Source organism: Psychrobacter fulvigenes (assembly GCF_904846155.1).
GTDB classification, from domain to species: domain Bacteria; phylum Pseudomonadota; class Gammaproteobacteria; order Pseudomonadales; family Moraxellaceae; genus Psychrobacter; species Psychrobacter fulvigenes.
Genome location: NZ_CAJGZP010000001.1, coordinates 950726 through 968406, shown reverse-complemented (window position 1 = coordinate 968406; position 17681 = coordinate 950726). Strand labels below are relative to the sequence as shown.

Here is a 17681-nt window from a genome sequence, read left to right as displayed (position 1 = left end):
TTATTTTGATAAATCACGACCGCGACTGGCTTCGATAGCCAGACGTAGACCATTTAGACGGATAAAGCCTTCTGCGTCTTTTTGATCATAGGCACCAGCATCATCTTCAAAGGTGGCGATTTTTTCATCAAACAATGAGTCATCTGACTTACGTCCGACCACACTGACGCTACCTTTGTACAGCTTTACACGGACCGTACCATTGACATACTCTTGCGACTTGTCAATCAAAGCCTGTAGCATCATACGCTCAGGGCTGAACCAGTAGCCGTTGTAGATAATCTTTGCATAGCGCGGCATGAGCTCATCTTTTAGATGCGCGGCTTCACGATCAAGCGTGAGCGACTCGATACCACGATGGGCTTTTAGCATAATCGTGCCAGCTGGTGTCTCATAACAGCCACGTGACTTCATACCGACATAACGGTTTTCTACGATGTCTAAACGTCCGATACCATGCTGACCACCAATCTCATTGAGCTTGATCATTATCTCATAAGGCTTCAAACGCTCACCGTCAATGGCGACGATATCACCTTTTTCATACTCTAATTCCAAATACTGAGCCTCATCAGGCGCTTCTTCTGGACTGACTGACCAGCGCCACATATCGTCTTCTGCTTCAGCATACGGATCTTCTAGAATGCCACCTTCATACGAGATGTGCAGTAAGTTGGCGTCCATCGAATAAGGTGACTTGGTCTTTTTGTTGGCATAATCGATAGCAATGTCATGCTCTTCGGCATATTGCATCAAGCTTTCACGGCTTGATAAGTCCCATTCACGCCAAGGAGCAATAGTGACCACATCTGGCGACAATGCCACAGCGCCCAGCTCAAAACGTACTTGATCATTACCTTTACCAGTGGCACCATGACTGATGGCATCAGCACCATGCTCTTTTGCAATTTCAACCAAACGCTTGGCAATCAGTGGACGCGCAATAGAAGTACCAAGTAAGTACTCGCCTTCATAGATAGCATTGGCACGGAACATTGGGAACACATAATCGCGAGCAAACTCTTCACGCAAGTCTTCAATGTGGATATGTTTGATACCCATTGCTTCAGCTTTAGCGCGTGCCGGCTCGACTTCTTCGCCTTGACCGATGTCGGCGGTGAAAGTAATCACTTCTGCATCATAAGTTTCTTGTAGCCATCTAGCGATGATTGACGTATCAAGACCACCAGAATACGCTAACACAATTTTATTGATATTTTTTGGATCAAGCTGAGCCATAGATAACTCCTAGTATGAAAATAGTATGATATTTTATTGTTAAGTAAAACACAGATAATGAGTCAAAAGATAGATTGCCTGCTCAGTGTACATCATATTCACTATCGGCAAAAGTGCAACGCCCGTGCAAAGCTAAGTTTTAGCCAAAACTTTAGAGTCGTTAGCGTCAGATATACTGTCACGTGCGACTATTTGCACACTTATCACCCGCCAGATATTTAGTCATGCCAACAAACCTGTTATGATAGCTTGAGTAAATACTGTCATTAACAGTCGCTTATCCATCGATAATAAAAACGCTTTCAAGGCCATAACAATAACAAATTAAACTCAAATAAATTATATGTTAAACAATCATTCAGGCGTATTTTGCATTCACAAGCTTTATACATTTATATATAGCTGCTACTGATTAGAGTCTGTTGAACATTCAAACAGTTCCAGATAATACTTAAACAAGCACTATCCCTTTCTTTGACTTCCTTATTAGAAGATATGAAAACTATGACTGATTCAATTCCAGAGTTAACCATCTTGCAGCCAGATGATTGGCACATTCATCTTCGTGACGATAAAGCACTGGCAACGACTGTACCACATGCCGCCAACAGTTTTAATCGGGTTATTTGTATGCCCAACCTAGTACCGCCTGTCAAAAATGCCGATGAAGCACTGGCTTATCGTCAGCGCATCCTCCAACACTTACAAGACAGTGACTTAAGCGACGAGCGCAAAGCTGCTTTTGATCCGCGCATGACACTGTATCTGACGGATAACACAACCGCAAAAGACATTGAAATAGCGGCCAAATCAGGTGTCGTTCAAGCAGTGAAGCTTTATCCTGCTGGTGCAACCACCAACTCTGCTGACGGCGTGACCAATATCAATGCCTGTGTCGATGTGTTTGAAGCGATGGAAAAATATGATCTACCACTATTACTCCATGGTGAAGTGACTCATGATCATGTCGACATTTTTGATCGTGAAAAGCGCTTTTTGGAAGAAGTGCTCGCTCAGATAATTGCTAAATTCCCAACGCTAAAGATCGTCATGGAACACATTACTACCAGTGATGCCGCGGACTTTGTGTTGGCGCAGGGCAATCAGATTGCTGCTACTATTACCCCGCAGCACTTGATGTTCAACCGCAACCACCTACTTCTTGGTGGTATCAAGCCGCATTTTTACTGCTTACCCATCCTAAAACGTGAAAAGCATCAAAAAGTGCTGCTAGATGTGGCGACCAGTGGTAACCCAAAATTCTTTTTGGGCACTGACTCAGCACCGCATGCGACAGATCAGAAGGAAGCCGCTTGTGGCTGTGCCGGCTGCTATAGTGCCGCCCATGCCATGCCTTTATATGCCACCGCCTTTGATAGTGTTGGCAAAATTGATAAGTTAGAAGGCTTTGCTAGCCGCTTTGGTGCCCAGTTCTATGGACTACCGGTTAATGAAAGCACCATTACCTTGATCAAAACCCCTCTGCAAGTACCTACTGGCTATCCATACTTTGATGGACAGACCCTGACCCCACTGCTGGCTGGTGACAGCTTGCCTTGGTCTCTCAAAGCATAGACAACATTCCACATTACCCCGTGCTATCTATAGATTGTAGATAGCACGGGATATTTGCATAATCTCAACATCCTTGTACGATCGATAGAAGTGATTTGACCTGCTATGACCACCGAATACAATACGACAGACATCAGCGCTAAACAGCACAGTGACATCTGTACTAACCTTAATATCAACACCAACACCAATAGTATTAATAAGAGTGACAGCGTCATTAAAAATATGAGTGAAAACGTGAGTAGTAATGTGAATAACGATGAGACGGAATCAGCACAAGAAGCGTCAGCACCTATGACGCTAAAAGAACGTTTTCGAAAGTTTATGCCTGTCATTGTCGATGTGGAGACAGCTGGCTTTAACTCGCATACCGACGCCTTACTAGAGATTGCCTGTATTCCTATCTTGCTAGACGAACACGGGGTGTTCTATCCAGGTGAGGCGCTAAACGCTCATATCGAGCCCTTTGAAAGCGCTAACTTAGAAGCAAGCGCCCTTGCCTTTACAGGTATCGATCCAAACAACCCCATGCGCAAGGCGATTGCAGAAGATGAAAAAACTGCGCTCAGACGTATCTTTAAAGGTCTCAAAGAAGTACGCCGTAGCGAAGGCTGTCGCCAATGTGTGCTGGTCGGTCATAACGCTCACTTTGACCTAGGTTTTTTAAATGCGGCCATACTGCGTACCAATAGCAAAAACCATAACCCATTCCATCAGTTTTCTGTATTTGATACGGTGACCTTATCAGCGTTAGCATTTGGTCAGACTGTACTGGCACGCGCTTGTAAGGCAGCGGGACTTGATTTTGATGGTAATAATGCGCACTCTGCCCTATACGACACTCAAAAAACAGCCGAATTGTTTTGTCATATCCTCAATCATTATCCTATGTTGCCCAATGCTTTACATAACGAGCCAACCAATGTAGAGTTAAATGAGAACGATGCCACCTAGGCCGTTAGCATTTAAAATGACTTCGCCATCTTGACTTTATAATCAATAAGGATATGGCTGATAAATGACAAGCAAGATAACTGTCACCCAAAGTTGGTATATTTTATTATCTTAATAAAATAGATGGTTCCCTTACTTTTTATAGCTCCCGTCTGTCTGAGATGACTTAAGTTACTCATACCCCAAATAGCATATACAATACGCTATTTAGGGAACTACAGAGGGATTTTGCTATGGATCCACAATTCAAATTATGGGGTACTATCATCGGTTATATGCTGCTTGCGATGACCATTAGTGCCTGTACCTCTTTATGGATTCGCCATCATTTAAAGCGTAAAGACCTACATCCAAAACGTGCTATCAAAAAAAGATACTTAATTTTGAAAAGACGAAGAAAAAGACTTGACAGAAAACGCAGACGCCATTAGAATATGCCCACTTCAGCACAAATGGTGAAAGCAGCTGAAGGCGTAGTACCTAGTCCCCATCGTCTAGAGGCCTAGGACACCGCCCTTTCACGGCGGTAACGGGGGTTCGAATCCCCCTGGGGACGCCACATATTAAAGTGCTAATCAGTTGTTATTTTTAGCATTTATGAGACCCGTAAAATCTATAAGGTTTTACGGGTCTTTTTTATGCCTATAATACTCTACGCTTTTCTTCCTAGGGTCTGTTTAACTCTCAAAGATCTGTTAAACCTACAAATGACTGTAGAGCAGCGGTATTCGTTTATCTTTATTATCAGAAGTTATAAGACTAAAAAAACCAGCAATTTGCTGGCTTTTATATTCAAGCTCTCTTTTTACTCTTAGAGTATTTATATTATGCACAAAAATGAGAGTAGCAAGAGTAACGAGTGGCAGTAATACATTTAGTGGACACCGCAGTTTTGACACAGCTAACGATATTTTGCTAACGAGACTTTTTGGTTCTGTCGTTAAAACTTATCGGATAGCATAAACCATAGCAATGCCAATAAAATAAGTGCACCAAGGACAGTTTGAATCAAAAAGAACGCTTGGTGCTCTCCTACCACTTTACCTAGCGTTACACCCAGAGCATTGTATTTGATAGGCTGTGCATCGATCTCATCGCTGTCCTTCTGCTCTTCATAGTAGCCATGTAAAATCTCTAGAAATCCTTGCCATTTATCAGCCGTCCAATCAAAAGGTTTGAATGGCATGAGTGCTTTTGCCTTAGGATCCTTGACCATCCAACGCTCAAGCACAATAGAACGCATTGACCAGATGCTAAAACGGCGTGAAACAATTTGAGAAAAATTTAGGATTTGTAAGTCTTTGTGCCTATCATCCATCAACAAGCCATTTTTTAAATTCGTTAATGCTTGTTCTGACCCTTCCACACACTGAAAAAAGTACCCATTGCCATAGCAAAGAATACCAGTGATATTATTGGCTTTATTATTTTTAATAGAGACTTCAGCAATATCATTAAGCGTACTAGAGCCTGACATTCCAGTAGAAGTGATACGGCTAATATATACGAACTGGAAGAGATTCATTACTTTTGCATCTCTTGTATCAGTAACCTCTGGCAATCGACTTCTCCTTACGATGAAATAAAAACACTTATTTTTACTAATAATATAAAAGCAAGACAGTTATCGATGTAAAATCGGCTCAGCATATGACTGATATTATAAGACTTATTTTTTATTGTATAAACTTGGTTACATCATAGGTTAGTTACGTCAACAAAGCAACTTTTTAGAATATGACGGTGACTTTTATTTTATATCAGCTGCCTGTAGCCGCTAATCATATATCTAAAAAACGGAATTTTGTAAGTGCAGGACGGCAGAAAATCTGCCGCTATATTTGTAGCAACAATAACAGTCTCAATAAAGATGTTAATGAGGGTGCAATGACACAAGAATTGAGCTAAGTGCTGGTTATTGAAACAATGAATAAGGGAGAGACGCAATGAGTCAAATAGAAACTCAGTTTATGCATGCCTCAGCATAATTCATTTATTCTGAGCAGTTAAGATTGCCTCTAGCAAGAGTGCATCATCAGGATAAGTCAGTTTGATATTTTGGCGACTGCCTGTCACCAAACGAATGGGCAGATTCATATGCTCGAACGCACTGGCTTCATCGGTAATAGCAAGCTGCTGCTCACCGACATGGGTCAGTACTTGATACAGTTGATCGAGCCGATAGACTTGTGGGGTCTGTGCCTGCCACATCCCATTACGGTCAACCGTGTGCGCGATATAATCGTTTGAACTACTGGTGGTTGCAGATTTTGATTGGGTATCAGGAGTGATAGGCTGAGACTGCTTGAGTGTATCAGCGACAGGGGCTGCTAAAATAGCGCCATAGGGCTCTAGCATGGCGGCTTCGATGACTTGATCAATATCATGGCTCAACACAGCAGAGCGCGCTGCATCATGTATCAAAACCAAATCTGAGTCATCAGCGCCTGCCTTCATGATCGCTTCTACGCCTGCTTGTACTGACTGCCAACGCTCAGCGCCACCAACAGCATAATGAATCGGTAAGGCAAAATCCAACCCTTGCGCGATACTATCATCTGCAGCAATGACCAATAGACACTCGTTGATATATCCACTAGATGCTAACCTTGCGACACTATGCTGTAATAGTGTCTGCCCTTGTAGCATTGTATATTGCTTGGCTATAGACGCACCAAAACGACTACCACGCCCAGCAGCGACGATCATGGCATGTACACAAGGTTTAGTGTTCATAACTTGTTGTTCATAACTTGTTGTTCATAAATTAGGGTTCACAGCTTGGTGCTCATGGTTGGATGTCCATGGCAATAAGAGTAAAAAGGGAGGTTTGTAAAACTTAAAATGGGCTATATCATTACTAGAAATGACATATAAAAGAAAAGCGTATAGTAAAAGCATTAATTACGACTGTGAGTCGTGGGTGCGGTTGATACCTGTATAAAAGTCTCATTGGGTTTAATCAGACCTAAGTCTAGACGAGCATGCTCTTCTACTGCTTCAAGGCCATTTTTTAGATCTTGCACATCAGCACGTAGCAGATTGTTTGCGGCGACTTGGTTGTCATTCAAGCGCTGCTGCTCTTCAATTTCGGTTAGCAAGTTATAATGCTCAAAACGTCCATTTTCACCCAGCCAATACTGATATTGCAGTCCCAACAGCACCGCAACGGCTAGAGCAAGTAGCATAAACTGGCTAAGATATTTCATAAGATCGCAACATACATAAGATAGAAATGCCAAATGAGATAGAGGTATTGGGTTAGATACTGATAAAGCTTGCTAGACAATATACAATGATTTATATAATACAATCGTTGATATATTGCCTAGCTTTAGCTATCAGCTCAGCTGGTTAACCACGTAGACCGATGAACTCTTCACGGCCACGGTAACTGGCGCGTACTTGTTGTTCAATACGTAACAACTGGTTGTATTTTGCTACGCGATCTGAGCGGCATAGCGAACCTGTTTTGATCTGACCAGCAGCCGTACCGACCGCTAAATCTGCAATGGTGCTGTCTTCGGTTTCACCTGAACGATGCGAGATAACCGTTGCATAGCCATTTTTCTTCGCCAGATAAATGGCGTCTAATGTTTCTGATAACGTACCAATCTGGTTAAATTTGATCAAAATCGCATTCGCAACTTTTTTATCGATACCTTCTTGCAAGATAGCAGGGTTGGTCACAAACAAATCATCACCGACCAGCTGAACGCTATCACCGATTTGCTCAGTCAAGTACTTCCAGCCATCCCAATCCGACTCATCAAGACCATCTTCGATAGAAATAATAGGATATTGACGCGCCAGCCCAACTAAGTAGTCTGAGAAGCCTTGGCTATCGAATGACTTATTGCCTTCGCCTGCCAAGATATACTGGCCGTTTTTATAAAACTCGCTGGCCGCACAGTCAAGCGCTAAGTGAATGTCATCACCTGGCTTATAGCCCACTTGCTCAATCGCTTGCATGATAACGGTAATGGCTTCTTCGTTACTGCGTAGATTGGGGGCAAAACCACCTTCGTCACCTACTGAAGTGCTTAGTCCCTGAGACTTAAGTACAGACTTTAAGCTATGAAAAATTTCAGTACCAGCACGCAATGCTTCTGAGAAGCTCGTGAACCCTACTGGCTCAATCATAAACTCTTGGATATCTACTGTATTGTCCGCATGCTCGCCACCATTTAAGATGTTCATCATTGGTACTGGCATGGTAAGAGACGTTTGATTGCGTAAGTTGGCAATATACTGATGTAATGGTAGGCTCTGTGCTTTAGCAGCCGCCTTTGCAACTGCTAGCGATACGGCCAACATAGCATTGGCACCCAAGCTTTCTTTGTTGTCCGTGCCATCAAGCGTAATCATCGCATCATCGATACGCTGCTGCTCAGTCACATCTGTATTTATCAGGGCACTACGAATTTGGCTGTTTACGTTGGCAACGGCTTTTTTGACCCCTTTACCCATATAGCGATCTTTATCGCCATCACGTAGCTCTAGAGCTTCACGTGAGCCCGTCGAGGCACCACTTGGTGCGGCTGCACGGCCAATAATACCGTCAGCTAGAGTCACATCAACTTCAATCGTTGGGTTGCCACGCGAGTCCAGAATTTCACGTGCGCGGATGTCTTTAATTTCGGTGGCGTTTTTGATTTCTTCAGCGTACATAATGTCTGTTAATTCCTTTGGTCATGCCAAGTGTGTGGGATAAAAAAGGGACTTAAAAATATAAAAATGAAACGATATAGTCAGATCTGTATAAATTGAAATAGAAATTCAAGATTCTTATAACCAGTTTTTAAAAAACTCATCAGCCACGCTTTTTTTAGTTAGACTTTTTTGCAGCCATTGACTGCTTACAAAAGCCATAACCTAACGTTAGGCTGAACGCTTTATTGAGCAAATAATATTCTGGCTATTGTATTTTGCATCATAGCATAAATTCATTTAAACCGCGCATTAGGCAGCAGCTTTTATGACTCAAATTAACCTTTCAATAGGGTCACTGACCATCGGCTAATTTTTGAGTCTCAGCGGTAGGTTTAGATACTGTATTTTCCAACTCAACCGCTGTCTTGAATCGCGTTAAGCGCAGGGCGTTCATCAATACCGAAATAGAGCTAAGCGCCATGGCTGCTGCTGCAATCATCGGGCTTAAAAAGCCAAATGCAGCAAGCGGTATACCCAGCGTGTTATAAAGGAAGGCAAAGAATAAGTTTTGCTTGATGTTGCGTAGCGTTGCTTGAGCGATTTTTTGTGCGGCATCGATATGCATAAGCGACTCACCCATCAAGCGTGCAGAGGCACTATGCTGTGCTACATCCGTTCCCTCAAACATCGCAAAACTAGCATCAGCTGTGGCCATCGCTGGCGCATCATTGACACCGTCACCTGCCATTGCCACTTTGTGACCAGCTGTTTGCAATACAGCGATTTGGCTGGCCTTGTCACGTGGACTCATTCCCCCATAAGCAGCTTCGATACCCAGTTGCCCTGCCACATGGTCGACGACTGATTGTTTGTCACCACTCATCAAGATGACTTTGATACCAGCATCTTGTAGTGCGGTAACAGCTTGCGGGGTGTCCGCCTTTAAGTCATCCGCTAAAGCAAAAGCACCCAACGGCTCATCATTGATACTAATCGCAACAGTACTGGCGATCTGCCATACTTTTGGCATTAGCTTTGGTAGGGTCAAGCTGGCAAACTCTGCGGTGCCGACTTTTACCGTACCAAGTCCCTCGATATTCGCTTGAATACCAGCACCTTTGACCACGCTAACATCAGTAACAGGCAGTAGCGGTAAGCCGCGATCTTTTGCCGCATTAATCAGAGCAGTGGCAAGCGGATGACTGGCATGTACTTCGACACTGGCAGCGATCTGCAGTACATCATCGGCCGCAAGCGACTTATCAACCATCACCTCGTCCACGATAGTGGGTCTACCGATGGTTAATGTGCCGGTTTTATCGAGTACCACGGTATCAATATCACCTGCTGCCTCAAGGCTTTGAGCGTCTTTAAACCAGACGCCATGACGCGCCGCTACGCCCATACCGGCCATAATTGCCGCAGGCGTGGCCAAGCCAAGCGCACAGGGACAGGCAATCACTAGCACAGAGACAGAGTGCATCAATGCAGTACTGACTGTACCCGTGATCCACCATGTCACTATAAAGGTGACAATAGCGATAGCAACGACGACAGGGACGAATACTGCCGTCACCCTGTCTGCTAGACGTGCCAAGTTAGACTTTGAACCTTGCGCATCGCTCAGCGCTTGTACCATATCTCCAAGCTTGGTATCGCTGCCCTTGGCTCGTACACGGTATAACAGGCTGCCATTCTCGACTAACGCCCCCGCTAACAGCTCATCGCCTTGTTCTTTTTTGAGTGGTACGGACTCGCCTGTTAAGTGGCTCTCTACACACCAACCACTGCCCTCAGTGACAGTACCATCTGTCGCCACGCGACTGCCTTGCTTGGCACGTAAGATATCACCGACCTGTACGTCCTTGAGTGCGACATTATGGAAGTCACCGTTTGGCTGCTGCTGCTCGACTTCGTCTGGCGTTAATGACAATAAAAGATCTATACTGTTTAAACTGTGCTTTTTGGTGCGCTCTTCCAAGTACTTGCCAGTACGCACAAAGGCAATCACCATTACCCCTGCTTCGAAATAAACAGGAGGGCCATCATGACTGCCTGAGCTTTGGAACAGACTGCCGAAGCTGCCATCACCATGCGCAAACCATAGATAGGTCGAGTATGCCCAAATAGTGACCGTACCGATGACCACCAAGACATCCATATTGGCAAGACCGCCTTTGATCGACGCCCACGCGCTTTTATAAAACGGCAATGCCAAGCCAAACTGTACAATCGTCGCCAAAATAAACTGGATCCACACGGGTGGCATCCATGCCATACCTTGACCGATAAGCATACCTGCCATGCCGACTAAGAACGGCACCAAGCAAATCCATAAGCCTATCAATCGCCACGGGTACTCAGTGGCTGTATCCTTGTCAGTCTGCGCAAACAAGCTATCACCTGCCTGCAAGTTGGCGACAAAGCCCGTTTTATTGACCCACTCGGTAATCTCTTCGGGAGTGGTCTGCGTAGAGTCGTAGTCAACGTTGGCTGTTTCGCCTGCGAAGTTGACGTTGACCTGATGGATGGCAGATTTTTTATTCAGCACTTTTTCGATTCGTGAGGCACACGCCTGACACGTCATCCCATCAATCGCTAGCTGCAAATGCGCCTGCTGTGGCTGCGACTGATTAGCAGCTGTGATTTCAGTTTCCACTTCATTGGCCTGATGTGTCGATTTTTTGGTGAAATCATTCATATATAAAGCTCATGATGGCGATGATAAAAGAGAAAATTGAATGTAAAGATTGTGGCGATGACAGCATAGGCTTACTGACTGTCTGTCATACCTACCTACATATCGATACGATCTATATAAAAAACCAGCCATAGCAGCTGGTTTTTACTAGGGCGTGTCCTTATTTTGGAAATAGTGATAAAAACGAGATAAATTGCAGCCAAACTAGGAAAATAGCGTAGGTAGTATCAGGATATTAGCAAGATATTTGACGCGGTTTGGCAAAGATTTAGCCGTTTTTAGCCCATTTAGAGTACATCATTCAGACTGAGGACACGCCCTGCAACTAGGATATAAATTTAAGCGTTTGCAACTGTCGCATCAAAGCCTGCGTCTTCGATAGCTTCAGCGATTTTTTCCGCGCTTGTCAGGCTATCATCAAAAGTAACCGTGGCTTGATTATCAGCCAGCTCTACCGTCATGGTCTCTAAGCCGTCGATATCAGCAGTGGCATTGTGAACACTTTGGACACAGCCGCCGCAAGTCATGCCATCAATTTTTATAATACGAGTTTGGTTTGCCATGTTAGGCTCCTTATTATTGTGTATTTTGTTATTTATAAAAGTCGTTAGCGTTTTACTATTATACAGGTTCGTAACTGACTAACGTTAATCTAACCAAAGTTAATCTGGGTTTTGCGGTGCATCAACAGGAAACGGCTGAGTGACATAATCCACCATACTAATCGCAGCAGTCAGAGCATGGATACTGGTATCAGTATCCTCGTAACGTACTGTGGCGACGTTACTAGCAGGATCAAGCTCAATAGCGATCACGCCTGTGATGTTCTGTAGGGCGACCATTACGCTTTCTAGACCCTCAGCATCATCGATATTTTCGATACTCACTTGTGCTACTTGAATCGCCATTATCTTGCCCTCTTATTATCTAATCACTTATTTGTCTATCGCCTATATTTGTCTTTATCTAGCTAAGTGGCTGCATAAGCTTTTACCATGACTGCTTTGATTACTGAGTATCCAATACTTCAAAACCTTTTACCAGCTCATCAATTTGCTTCAGCTGACGCAAGAATGGCTCTAGCTGACTCATACGCAGCGCACAGGGACCATCACACTTGGCAGCTTCAGGGTTCGGATGCGCTTCCAAAAACAGTCCTGCCAGACCTGTCGCCATACCTGCACGTGCGAGGGTGGTAATCTGCTCACGGCGGCCACCTGCGCTGTCACTGCGTGCGCCTGGCTGCTGTAGACTGTGAGTCACATCAAAGAATACCGGCACATCCATCTGCTTCATGGTATCAAAGCCGAGCATATCCACGACCAGATTATTATACCCAAAGGCGCTACCACGCTCACAAAGAATCAGCTTATCGTTACCGGCTTCTAAGCATTTATTGACGATATGGCGCATCTCGTGCGGCGCTAAAAACTGGGCTTTTTTGATATTGATGATTGCGCCTGTCTTGGCCATCGCATGCACCAGATCTGTCTGACGCGACAAAAAAGCAGGTAACTGAATAATATCAGCCACTTCAGCCACTGGCTCAGCTTGGTACGGCTCATGGACATCCGTAATGATAGGCACATTATACTTTTCTTTGATCTGTCCGAGCCAATCTACACCTTTTTCAAGCCCAGGCCCACGAAACGAGTGCAAGCTTGAACGGTTGGCCTTATCAAAGCTGGCCTTAAACACATAACCGATACCCAAACGCTGACAAATATCGATATATTGCTCAGCAATCTCAAAGGCCAGCTCTTTTGACTCCAAAACGTTCATACCACCAAATAATACAAACGGCTGATCATTGCCGATATTGATGCTGTGGTTATCAGGAGTGCTGAGCTGAATATGTGATTGTGCGGTTAATAGGTTATCCATCTGTTTATCCATGCAAGGCTGTCCTCTTTATTGTTATTCATATTATCGTCATTGATACTGATAGCTGACATTGTAACCGATAGGCTAAGAAAAAAAAGTGTACAAGCGTAATTAGCTGTCATCATAAGTAACAGACCACAAAACTTGCGGTCGTCAGAAAGTTGAACCCACCCACTAAAAGCAAAAAAGACCAATCCGAAGATCAGTCTTTTTTATCATGGCGCGTTAAAAAATAATCAGCTTAATATTATGCTAAATAGCACGCTAAAAAACCCTATCCTTTATCGCTATAAGTCTTTGCCGCTTTGACAAAGCTATTAAATAACGGGTGACCACCACGTGGCGAGCTAGTGAACTCTGGATGGAACTGTACCGCGATAAACCAAGGATGATCGGCAATCTCGACCGCTTCAACCAAATGCTGCTTGGCAGAGTAGCCAGAGATGCTCATACCCGCTTGCTCCAGTGGCTCAATATAGCGGTTGTTCATCTCATAACGATGGCGATGACGCTCAGTGATATTGCTCGCGCCATAGATTTGGCTGAGCTTGCTACCAGCAACCAGCTCGGCTTGCTGTGCACCCAGACGCATGGTACCACCAAGGTCTGAATCATCCGTGCGGATTTGTAACTCGCCGCGCTCATCCAACCACTCAGTGATGAGGCCTATGATAGGCTCAGCCGCCTTACGATCAAATTCAGAAGAATTGGCGTCGATATGCAGTACATTACGCGCATATTCAATCACTGCCAGCTGCATACCAAGACAGATACCCAAATATGGAACTTTGTTTTCGCGAGCATAAGTGATGGCTTTAATCTTACCGAACGTACCACGCTCACCGAAACCACCTGGCACTAAGATAGCATCAGCTTCTTTTAGCTGCGCCATTAGTTTGTCATCAGTTTCCAAAAACTCAGCATCAATATAGTCAATCTTGACAGCGAGCTTGTGAGTGATACCCGCGTGTAGCAAGGCTTCGTTGATAGACTTATAAGCATCAGGCAGCTCGACGTATTTGCCGACCATCGCAACTGTGACAGTCGCTTCAGGATTGAGCTGAGCTTCAACCACCTTATCCCAATCGCTCAAATCTGCTTCTGGCACATCCAGACCAAAGCGCTCACAGATCAGATCATCGAGATCTTGCTCATGCAGCGTGCGCGGTATTTGATAGATGCTTTCGGCATCTTCACACATGATGACCGCACGCTCTTCGACGTTGGTAAATAGCGCAATCTTACGGCGGTTGTCTTGTGAGATGTGATGATCAGAGCGGCAGATTAAGATATCAGGCTGCAGACCGATAGAGCGCAGCTCTTTCACCGAATGCTGAGTGGGCTTGGTTTTGGTTTCACCAGCACTGGCAATATAAGGCACTAGCGTCAAGTGCATCAGCATGGCTCTATTACGGCCAAGCTCTACTTGCATCTGGCGCACGGCTTCCATAAACGGCAGCGACTCGATGTCACCGACCGTACCGCCAATCTCGATAATGGCGATATCATAGCCTTCACCGCTGGCCAAGATTTTGCTCTTAATCTCATCAGTGATGTGCGGAATTACCTGTACCGTGCCACCTAGATACTCACCACGACGCTCTTTATTCAGGACGTTTTGGTAGATACGACCACTGGTAAAGTTGTTGCCCTTACTCATTTTTGAATGGCGTAAAAAACGCTCATAATAGCCCAAATCCAAATCTGTCTCGGCGCCATCTTCGGTCACGAATACCTCACCATGCTGGAATGGACTCATGGTACCTGGATCGACGTTGATGTATGGATCCATCTTGGTCATCGTTACGCTGACGCCGCGGGCTTCAAGTATCGCAGCAAGAGAGGCTGCGGTAATACCTTTTCCTAGTGAGGACACTACCCCACCGGTCACAAATATAAACTTGGTCATAGTACTCTTTCGGTAATTGGTAAAGAAGGATTTTACTAAAAATACGCCACAAAATATAGGGCAAAAGATAAAACTTGGCTAAACTTACTGAAAAGCCGCTCAAAACATTGGCTTTTGAATTTCGTCTTACTTTGGGATCTGTTGAACATTAAGCAACAAAAAAAGACTTATCAGCGAAAGATAAGCCTTTATCGTACTTCTACTATTATAGCATTTATATAGCCCCTAATTTAGAATTTGTATTCTAAGCCGCCACCAAAAGCAAACACCTCTATATCTGATTCAATATTGTCATAGCGCTCGTATTTTTTATCATTCACATCCACGCCTTTAATTTTGCCAACGGCTACATAGTCAGCTGAGTTTTTACCGATATAGGCATGAGCGGTAATGTTTTTCTTAAATTTGTACTTACCGCCAAGCACCATTTGCTCTGAATTGGAATTATTATAACCATTTAGATTGTCTGTCTTATTGTACTGCAGATAGACAGAAGCTGGCTTGGTAAAGTTTTTTAAGTCCATCTCACCGCTAACCACCAGACCTTTTTCTTTTTTGGAGCCTGTAAAATCATAGTCAGCTTGCTGGTACAGCAGCCCTAAAGTGACTGGCACTGCCATATACTTGTCTAAATCAGCCGTCACCTCAGCGCGGATAACGTCACCACCGTAATCAACTTTACTCCTACGTGGCTCATCTGGATCTGTCAGGTCTAAGATATTGATGTCATCGCTTATATCCATATCCTTACTATAGGCAAGACCTAACGTATAACCAGCTTTTGCCTTATACATTAAAGAAGCCCCAAAGCCGTCTTGGCTGTCATTGCTGTCAGCTGCGCTGCTCTCATCAAGGGCGTATTGCACTCGCAACTCTAAAGGTAAGTCCTTGTACTTAGGCGCAATCCATACCATGGAGTTATCCTGCCGTGAATCATCAAGCATGTTCAGTGCTCTGGGCTTATTATTGCTTTTGAGCTTACTGTCGCCCAAGTTATCCCAGTAGCCTTCGGTGACGATGGCCTTGTCCACCTCTCCTAGTACTGATGAGTTACGCCCAAAGCGAAACTCGCCAAAGTGTTTGTTAGCCAGTCCTAAATACGTATCACGGCTTTTAAAGCTTTTATCATCACCGTCCACACTGATGCGATACTCTAGCTGATAGACCACATCCGTATTATCCGTCATGGCCTCAGAGCCTTTGACTCCCAAACGTGAAGAGTGCGAGGTTAGCTCTACGACATCCTCATCATAAGCACTTAAGACTTTGGTGGTTTCATTGACGCCAAGCCGCGTGTTCATATCTGCTTTGGCATTGATATAATCCGCGGTCAAAAACACTTTTCCGTAAAACTTCGGGGCTGCCTGTGCGCTAGGTAGTGAAAAAGCCGCCATTGCAGTCACTAAAAGTATTTTTTTCATAGATATATCTACCTTTACTTTATGGTTTTTACAGTTATACGAAGGAGCAAAATATGATCAGCTGCTGCCCATCATTATATCATTAACACTATAAGCTTGCTTAGCGTTTCTCTTATAACGGTTGAAATACGCTTGGCAAAATACTGCAACAGGCATAAAAAAACTCACCCCGAAGGATGAGTTTTTATAATCGAATTCTAATGGTTAGATTAGAATTTGTATTCTAGAGCAGTACCGATAGCAAAAGTCTCAGTAGATCCGGCTGTGTAAACTTTAGCATCATCCAGTTTAGTTACTTCAGCATCACTATCATTCCAACCAGCATACGCATGCATGATCATATTTGGCTGGTAGAAGTATTTACCACCAACAACGATCTGATCAGAGTCTAAACCATCGGAACCACGTAGGTTAGAAGTGTTGTTATATTGAGCATAAACAGTGGCTGGCTTAGCGAAGTTCTGCAGACCCATCGCAGCACTTAAAATATAACCTTTCTCTTTCTTACTACCAGCAACGTCAAAGTCAGCTTGTTGATACAAAGCACCAAGCGTTACAGGTACAGTAGTAAACTTAGAAAGATCTACAGTAGCCGTACCACGAATAATGTCACCTGTAGTGTTATTATAAGCACCATTACCGATATTTAAGTCTTTGTCATATGCAACACCCGCAGTGAAGCCAGTGCCTTGGTCAAACATCAATGCCGCACCCCAACCGTCACTATCATTATCTTCAGAAGCCGCATACATGGCTGAGAACTCTAATGGAAGATCTTGATATTTAGGTGCAGTCCAGATCATTGAGTTATCAATACGGCCACTATCGACCATATTGTTATCATCACCTAGGTTGTCCCAATAACCGCCATCAGCAGTGATAGCATTATTAATGCGATCAAGTGATGACTGGTTACGACCAAAACGGAACTCACCAAAGGTATTGTTATTCAAACCAAGATAGGTATCACGGCTTTTAAAGGTTTTGTCCCCGCCACCATCGATATCAATGCCATACTCTAACTGATAGATTACATCAGTGTTAGCAGTCATGGCTTCAGAGCCTTTAAAACCGATACGTGAAGCATGAGAGTTAATCTGAAGTGAATCTTCATCCTCACCAATGTTTTTATCGATATCTTCATAGTCGACAGCCACAAATGCTTTACCATAAACAGTAGGAGCGGCTTGGGCTGCAGATACAGATAGAGCAGCAACTGCTGTAGCTAAAAGTAGTTTTTTCATGGGGGTATCTCCACTTTACAATTTTAATAATGAGCGCGCTATTATTAGCTAGTGCCCAAAATGGTATCGTCACAAATCCTCAAAGATATAATGTGTAACTG

14 protein-coding genes and 1 tRNA gene are annotated in these 17681 nt (G+C 44.0%); 3 read left to right on the top strand and 12 right to left on the bottom strand.

Going from position 1 to position 17681, the window contains the following annotated elements:
• A complete protein-coding gene (locus JMX03_RS04300) occupies window positions 1–1239 on the bottom strand; it encodes an argininosuccinate synthase (protein WP_201594729.1) in 1239 nt (412 codons plus the stop codon).
• A 504-nt stretch (window positions 1240–1743) separates the two neighbouring features.
• Between JMX03_RS04300 and pyrC the strand changes: the two genes are divergently transcribed.
• The 3 genes from pyrC to JMX03_RS04285 all read left to right on the top strand — a co-directional run bounded on the left by pyrC (window position 1744) and on the right by JMX03_RS04285 (window position 4327).
• A complete protein-coding gene (gene pyrC / locus JMX03_RS04295) occupies window positions 1744–2814 on the top strand; it encodes a dihydroorotase (protein ID WP_201594727.1) in 1071 nt (356 codons plus the stop codon).
• Between the two features lie 294 nt (window positions 2815–3108).
• Window positions 3109–3768, top strand: coding sequence for a ribonuclease T (gene rnt / locus JMX03_RS04290; RefSeq protein ID WP_227695904.1), 660 nt, complete (start codon window positions 3109–3111; stop codon window positions 3766–3768).
• 483 nt (window positions 3769–4251) lie between these two features.
• Window positions 4252–4327, top strand: a tRNA-Glu gene (locus tag JMX03_RS04285).
• 381 nt (window positions 4328–4708) lie between these two features.
• Here JMX03_RS04285 and JMX03_RS04280 read toward each other — a convergent pair.
• From JMX03_RS04280 to JMX03_RS04230, 11 genes are all read right to left on the bottom strand, one after another.
• Window positions 4709–5329, bottom strand: a complete 621-nt coding sequence (locus tag JMX03_RS04280) for a BLUF domain-containing protein (protein WP_227677793.1) — start codon at window positions 5327–5329, stop codon at window positions 4709–4711.
• Between the two features lie 428 nt (window positions 5330–5757).
• On the bottom strand, window positions 5758–6504 hold the full coding sequence (gene ispD / locus JMX03_RS04275; protein WP_201594725.1) for a 2-C-methyl-D-erythritol 4-phosphate cytidylyltransferase: 747 nt from the start codon (window positions 6502–6504) through the stop codon (window positions 5758–5760).
• 164 nt (window positions 6505–6668) lie between these two features.
• Window positions 6669–6977, bottom strand: a complete 309-nt coding sequence (locus JMX03_RS04270; protein WP_201594723.1) for an FtsB family cell division protein — start codon at window positions 6975–6977, stop codon at window positions 6669–6671.
• Between the two features lie 145 nt (window positions 6978–7122).
• On the bottom strand, window positions 7123–8439 hold the full coding sequence (gene eno, locus JMX03_RS04265) for a phosphopyruvate hydratase (protein ID WP_201594721.1): 1317 nt from the start codon (window positions 8437–8439) through the stop codon (window positions 7123–7125).
• A gap of 334 nt (window positions 8440–8773) precedes the next feature.
• On the bottom strand, window positions 8774–11122 hold the full coding sequence (locus JMX03_RS04260; RefSeq protein ID WP_201594719.1) for a heavy metal translocating P-type ATPase: 2349 nt from the start codon (window positions 11120–11122) through the stop codon (window positions 8774–8776).
• 338 nt (window positions 11123–11460) lie between these two features.
• On the bottom strand, window positions 11461–11685 hold the full coding sequence (locus JMX03_RS04255) for a heavy-metal-associated domain-containing protein (protein ID WP_201575243.1): 225 nt from the start codon (window positions 11683–11685) through the stop codon (window positions 11461–11463).
• Between the two features lie 99 nt (window positions 11686–11784).
• On the bottom strand, window positions 11785–12030 hold the full coding sequence (locus JMX03_RS04250; RefSeq protein WP_201594717.1) for a hypothetical protein: 246 nt from the start codon (window positions 12028–12030) through the stop codon (window positions 11785–11787).
• Window positions 12031–12130: 100 nt separating this feature from the next.
• Entirely contained in the window at window positions 12131–13006 is an 876-nt protein-coding gene (gene kdsA / locus JMX03_RS04245) for a 3-deoxy-8-phosphooctulonate synthase (protein ID WP_201597794.1), read from the bottom strand.
• Between the two features lie 274 nt (window positions 13007–13280).
• On the bottom strand, window positions 13281–14915 hold the full coding sequence (locus tag JMX03_RS04240; RefSeq protein ID WP_201575246.1) for a CTP synthase: 1635 nt from the start codon (window positions 14913–14915) through the stop codon (window positions 13281–13283).
• Window positions 14916–15145: 230 nt separating this feature from the next.
• Window positions 15146–16336, bottom strand: coding sequence for a porin (locus JMX03_RS04235; RefSeq protein ID WP_201594715.1), 1191 nt, complete (start codon window positions 16334–16336; stop codon window positions 15146–15148).
• A 209-nt stretch (window positions 16337–16545) separates the two neighbouring features.
• On the bottom strand, window positions 16546–17580 hold the full coding sequence (locus tag JMX03_RS04230) for a porin (RefSeq protein ID WP_201594713.1): 1035 nt from the start codon (window positions 17578–17580) through the stop codon (window positions 16546–16548).
• Window positions 17581–17681: the final 101 nt, after the last annotated feature.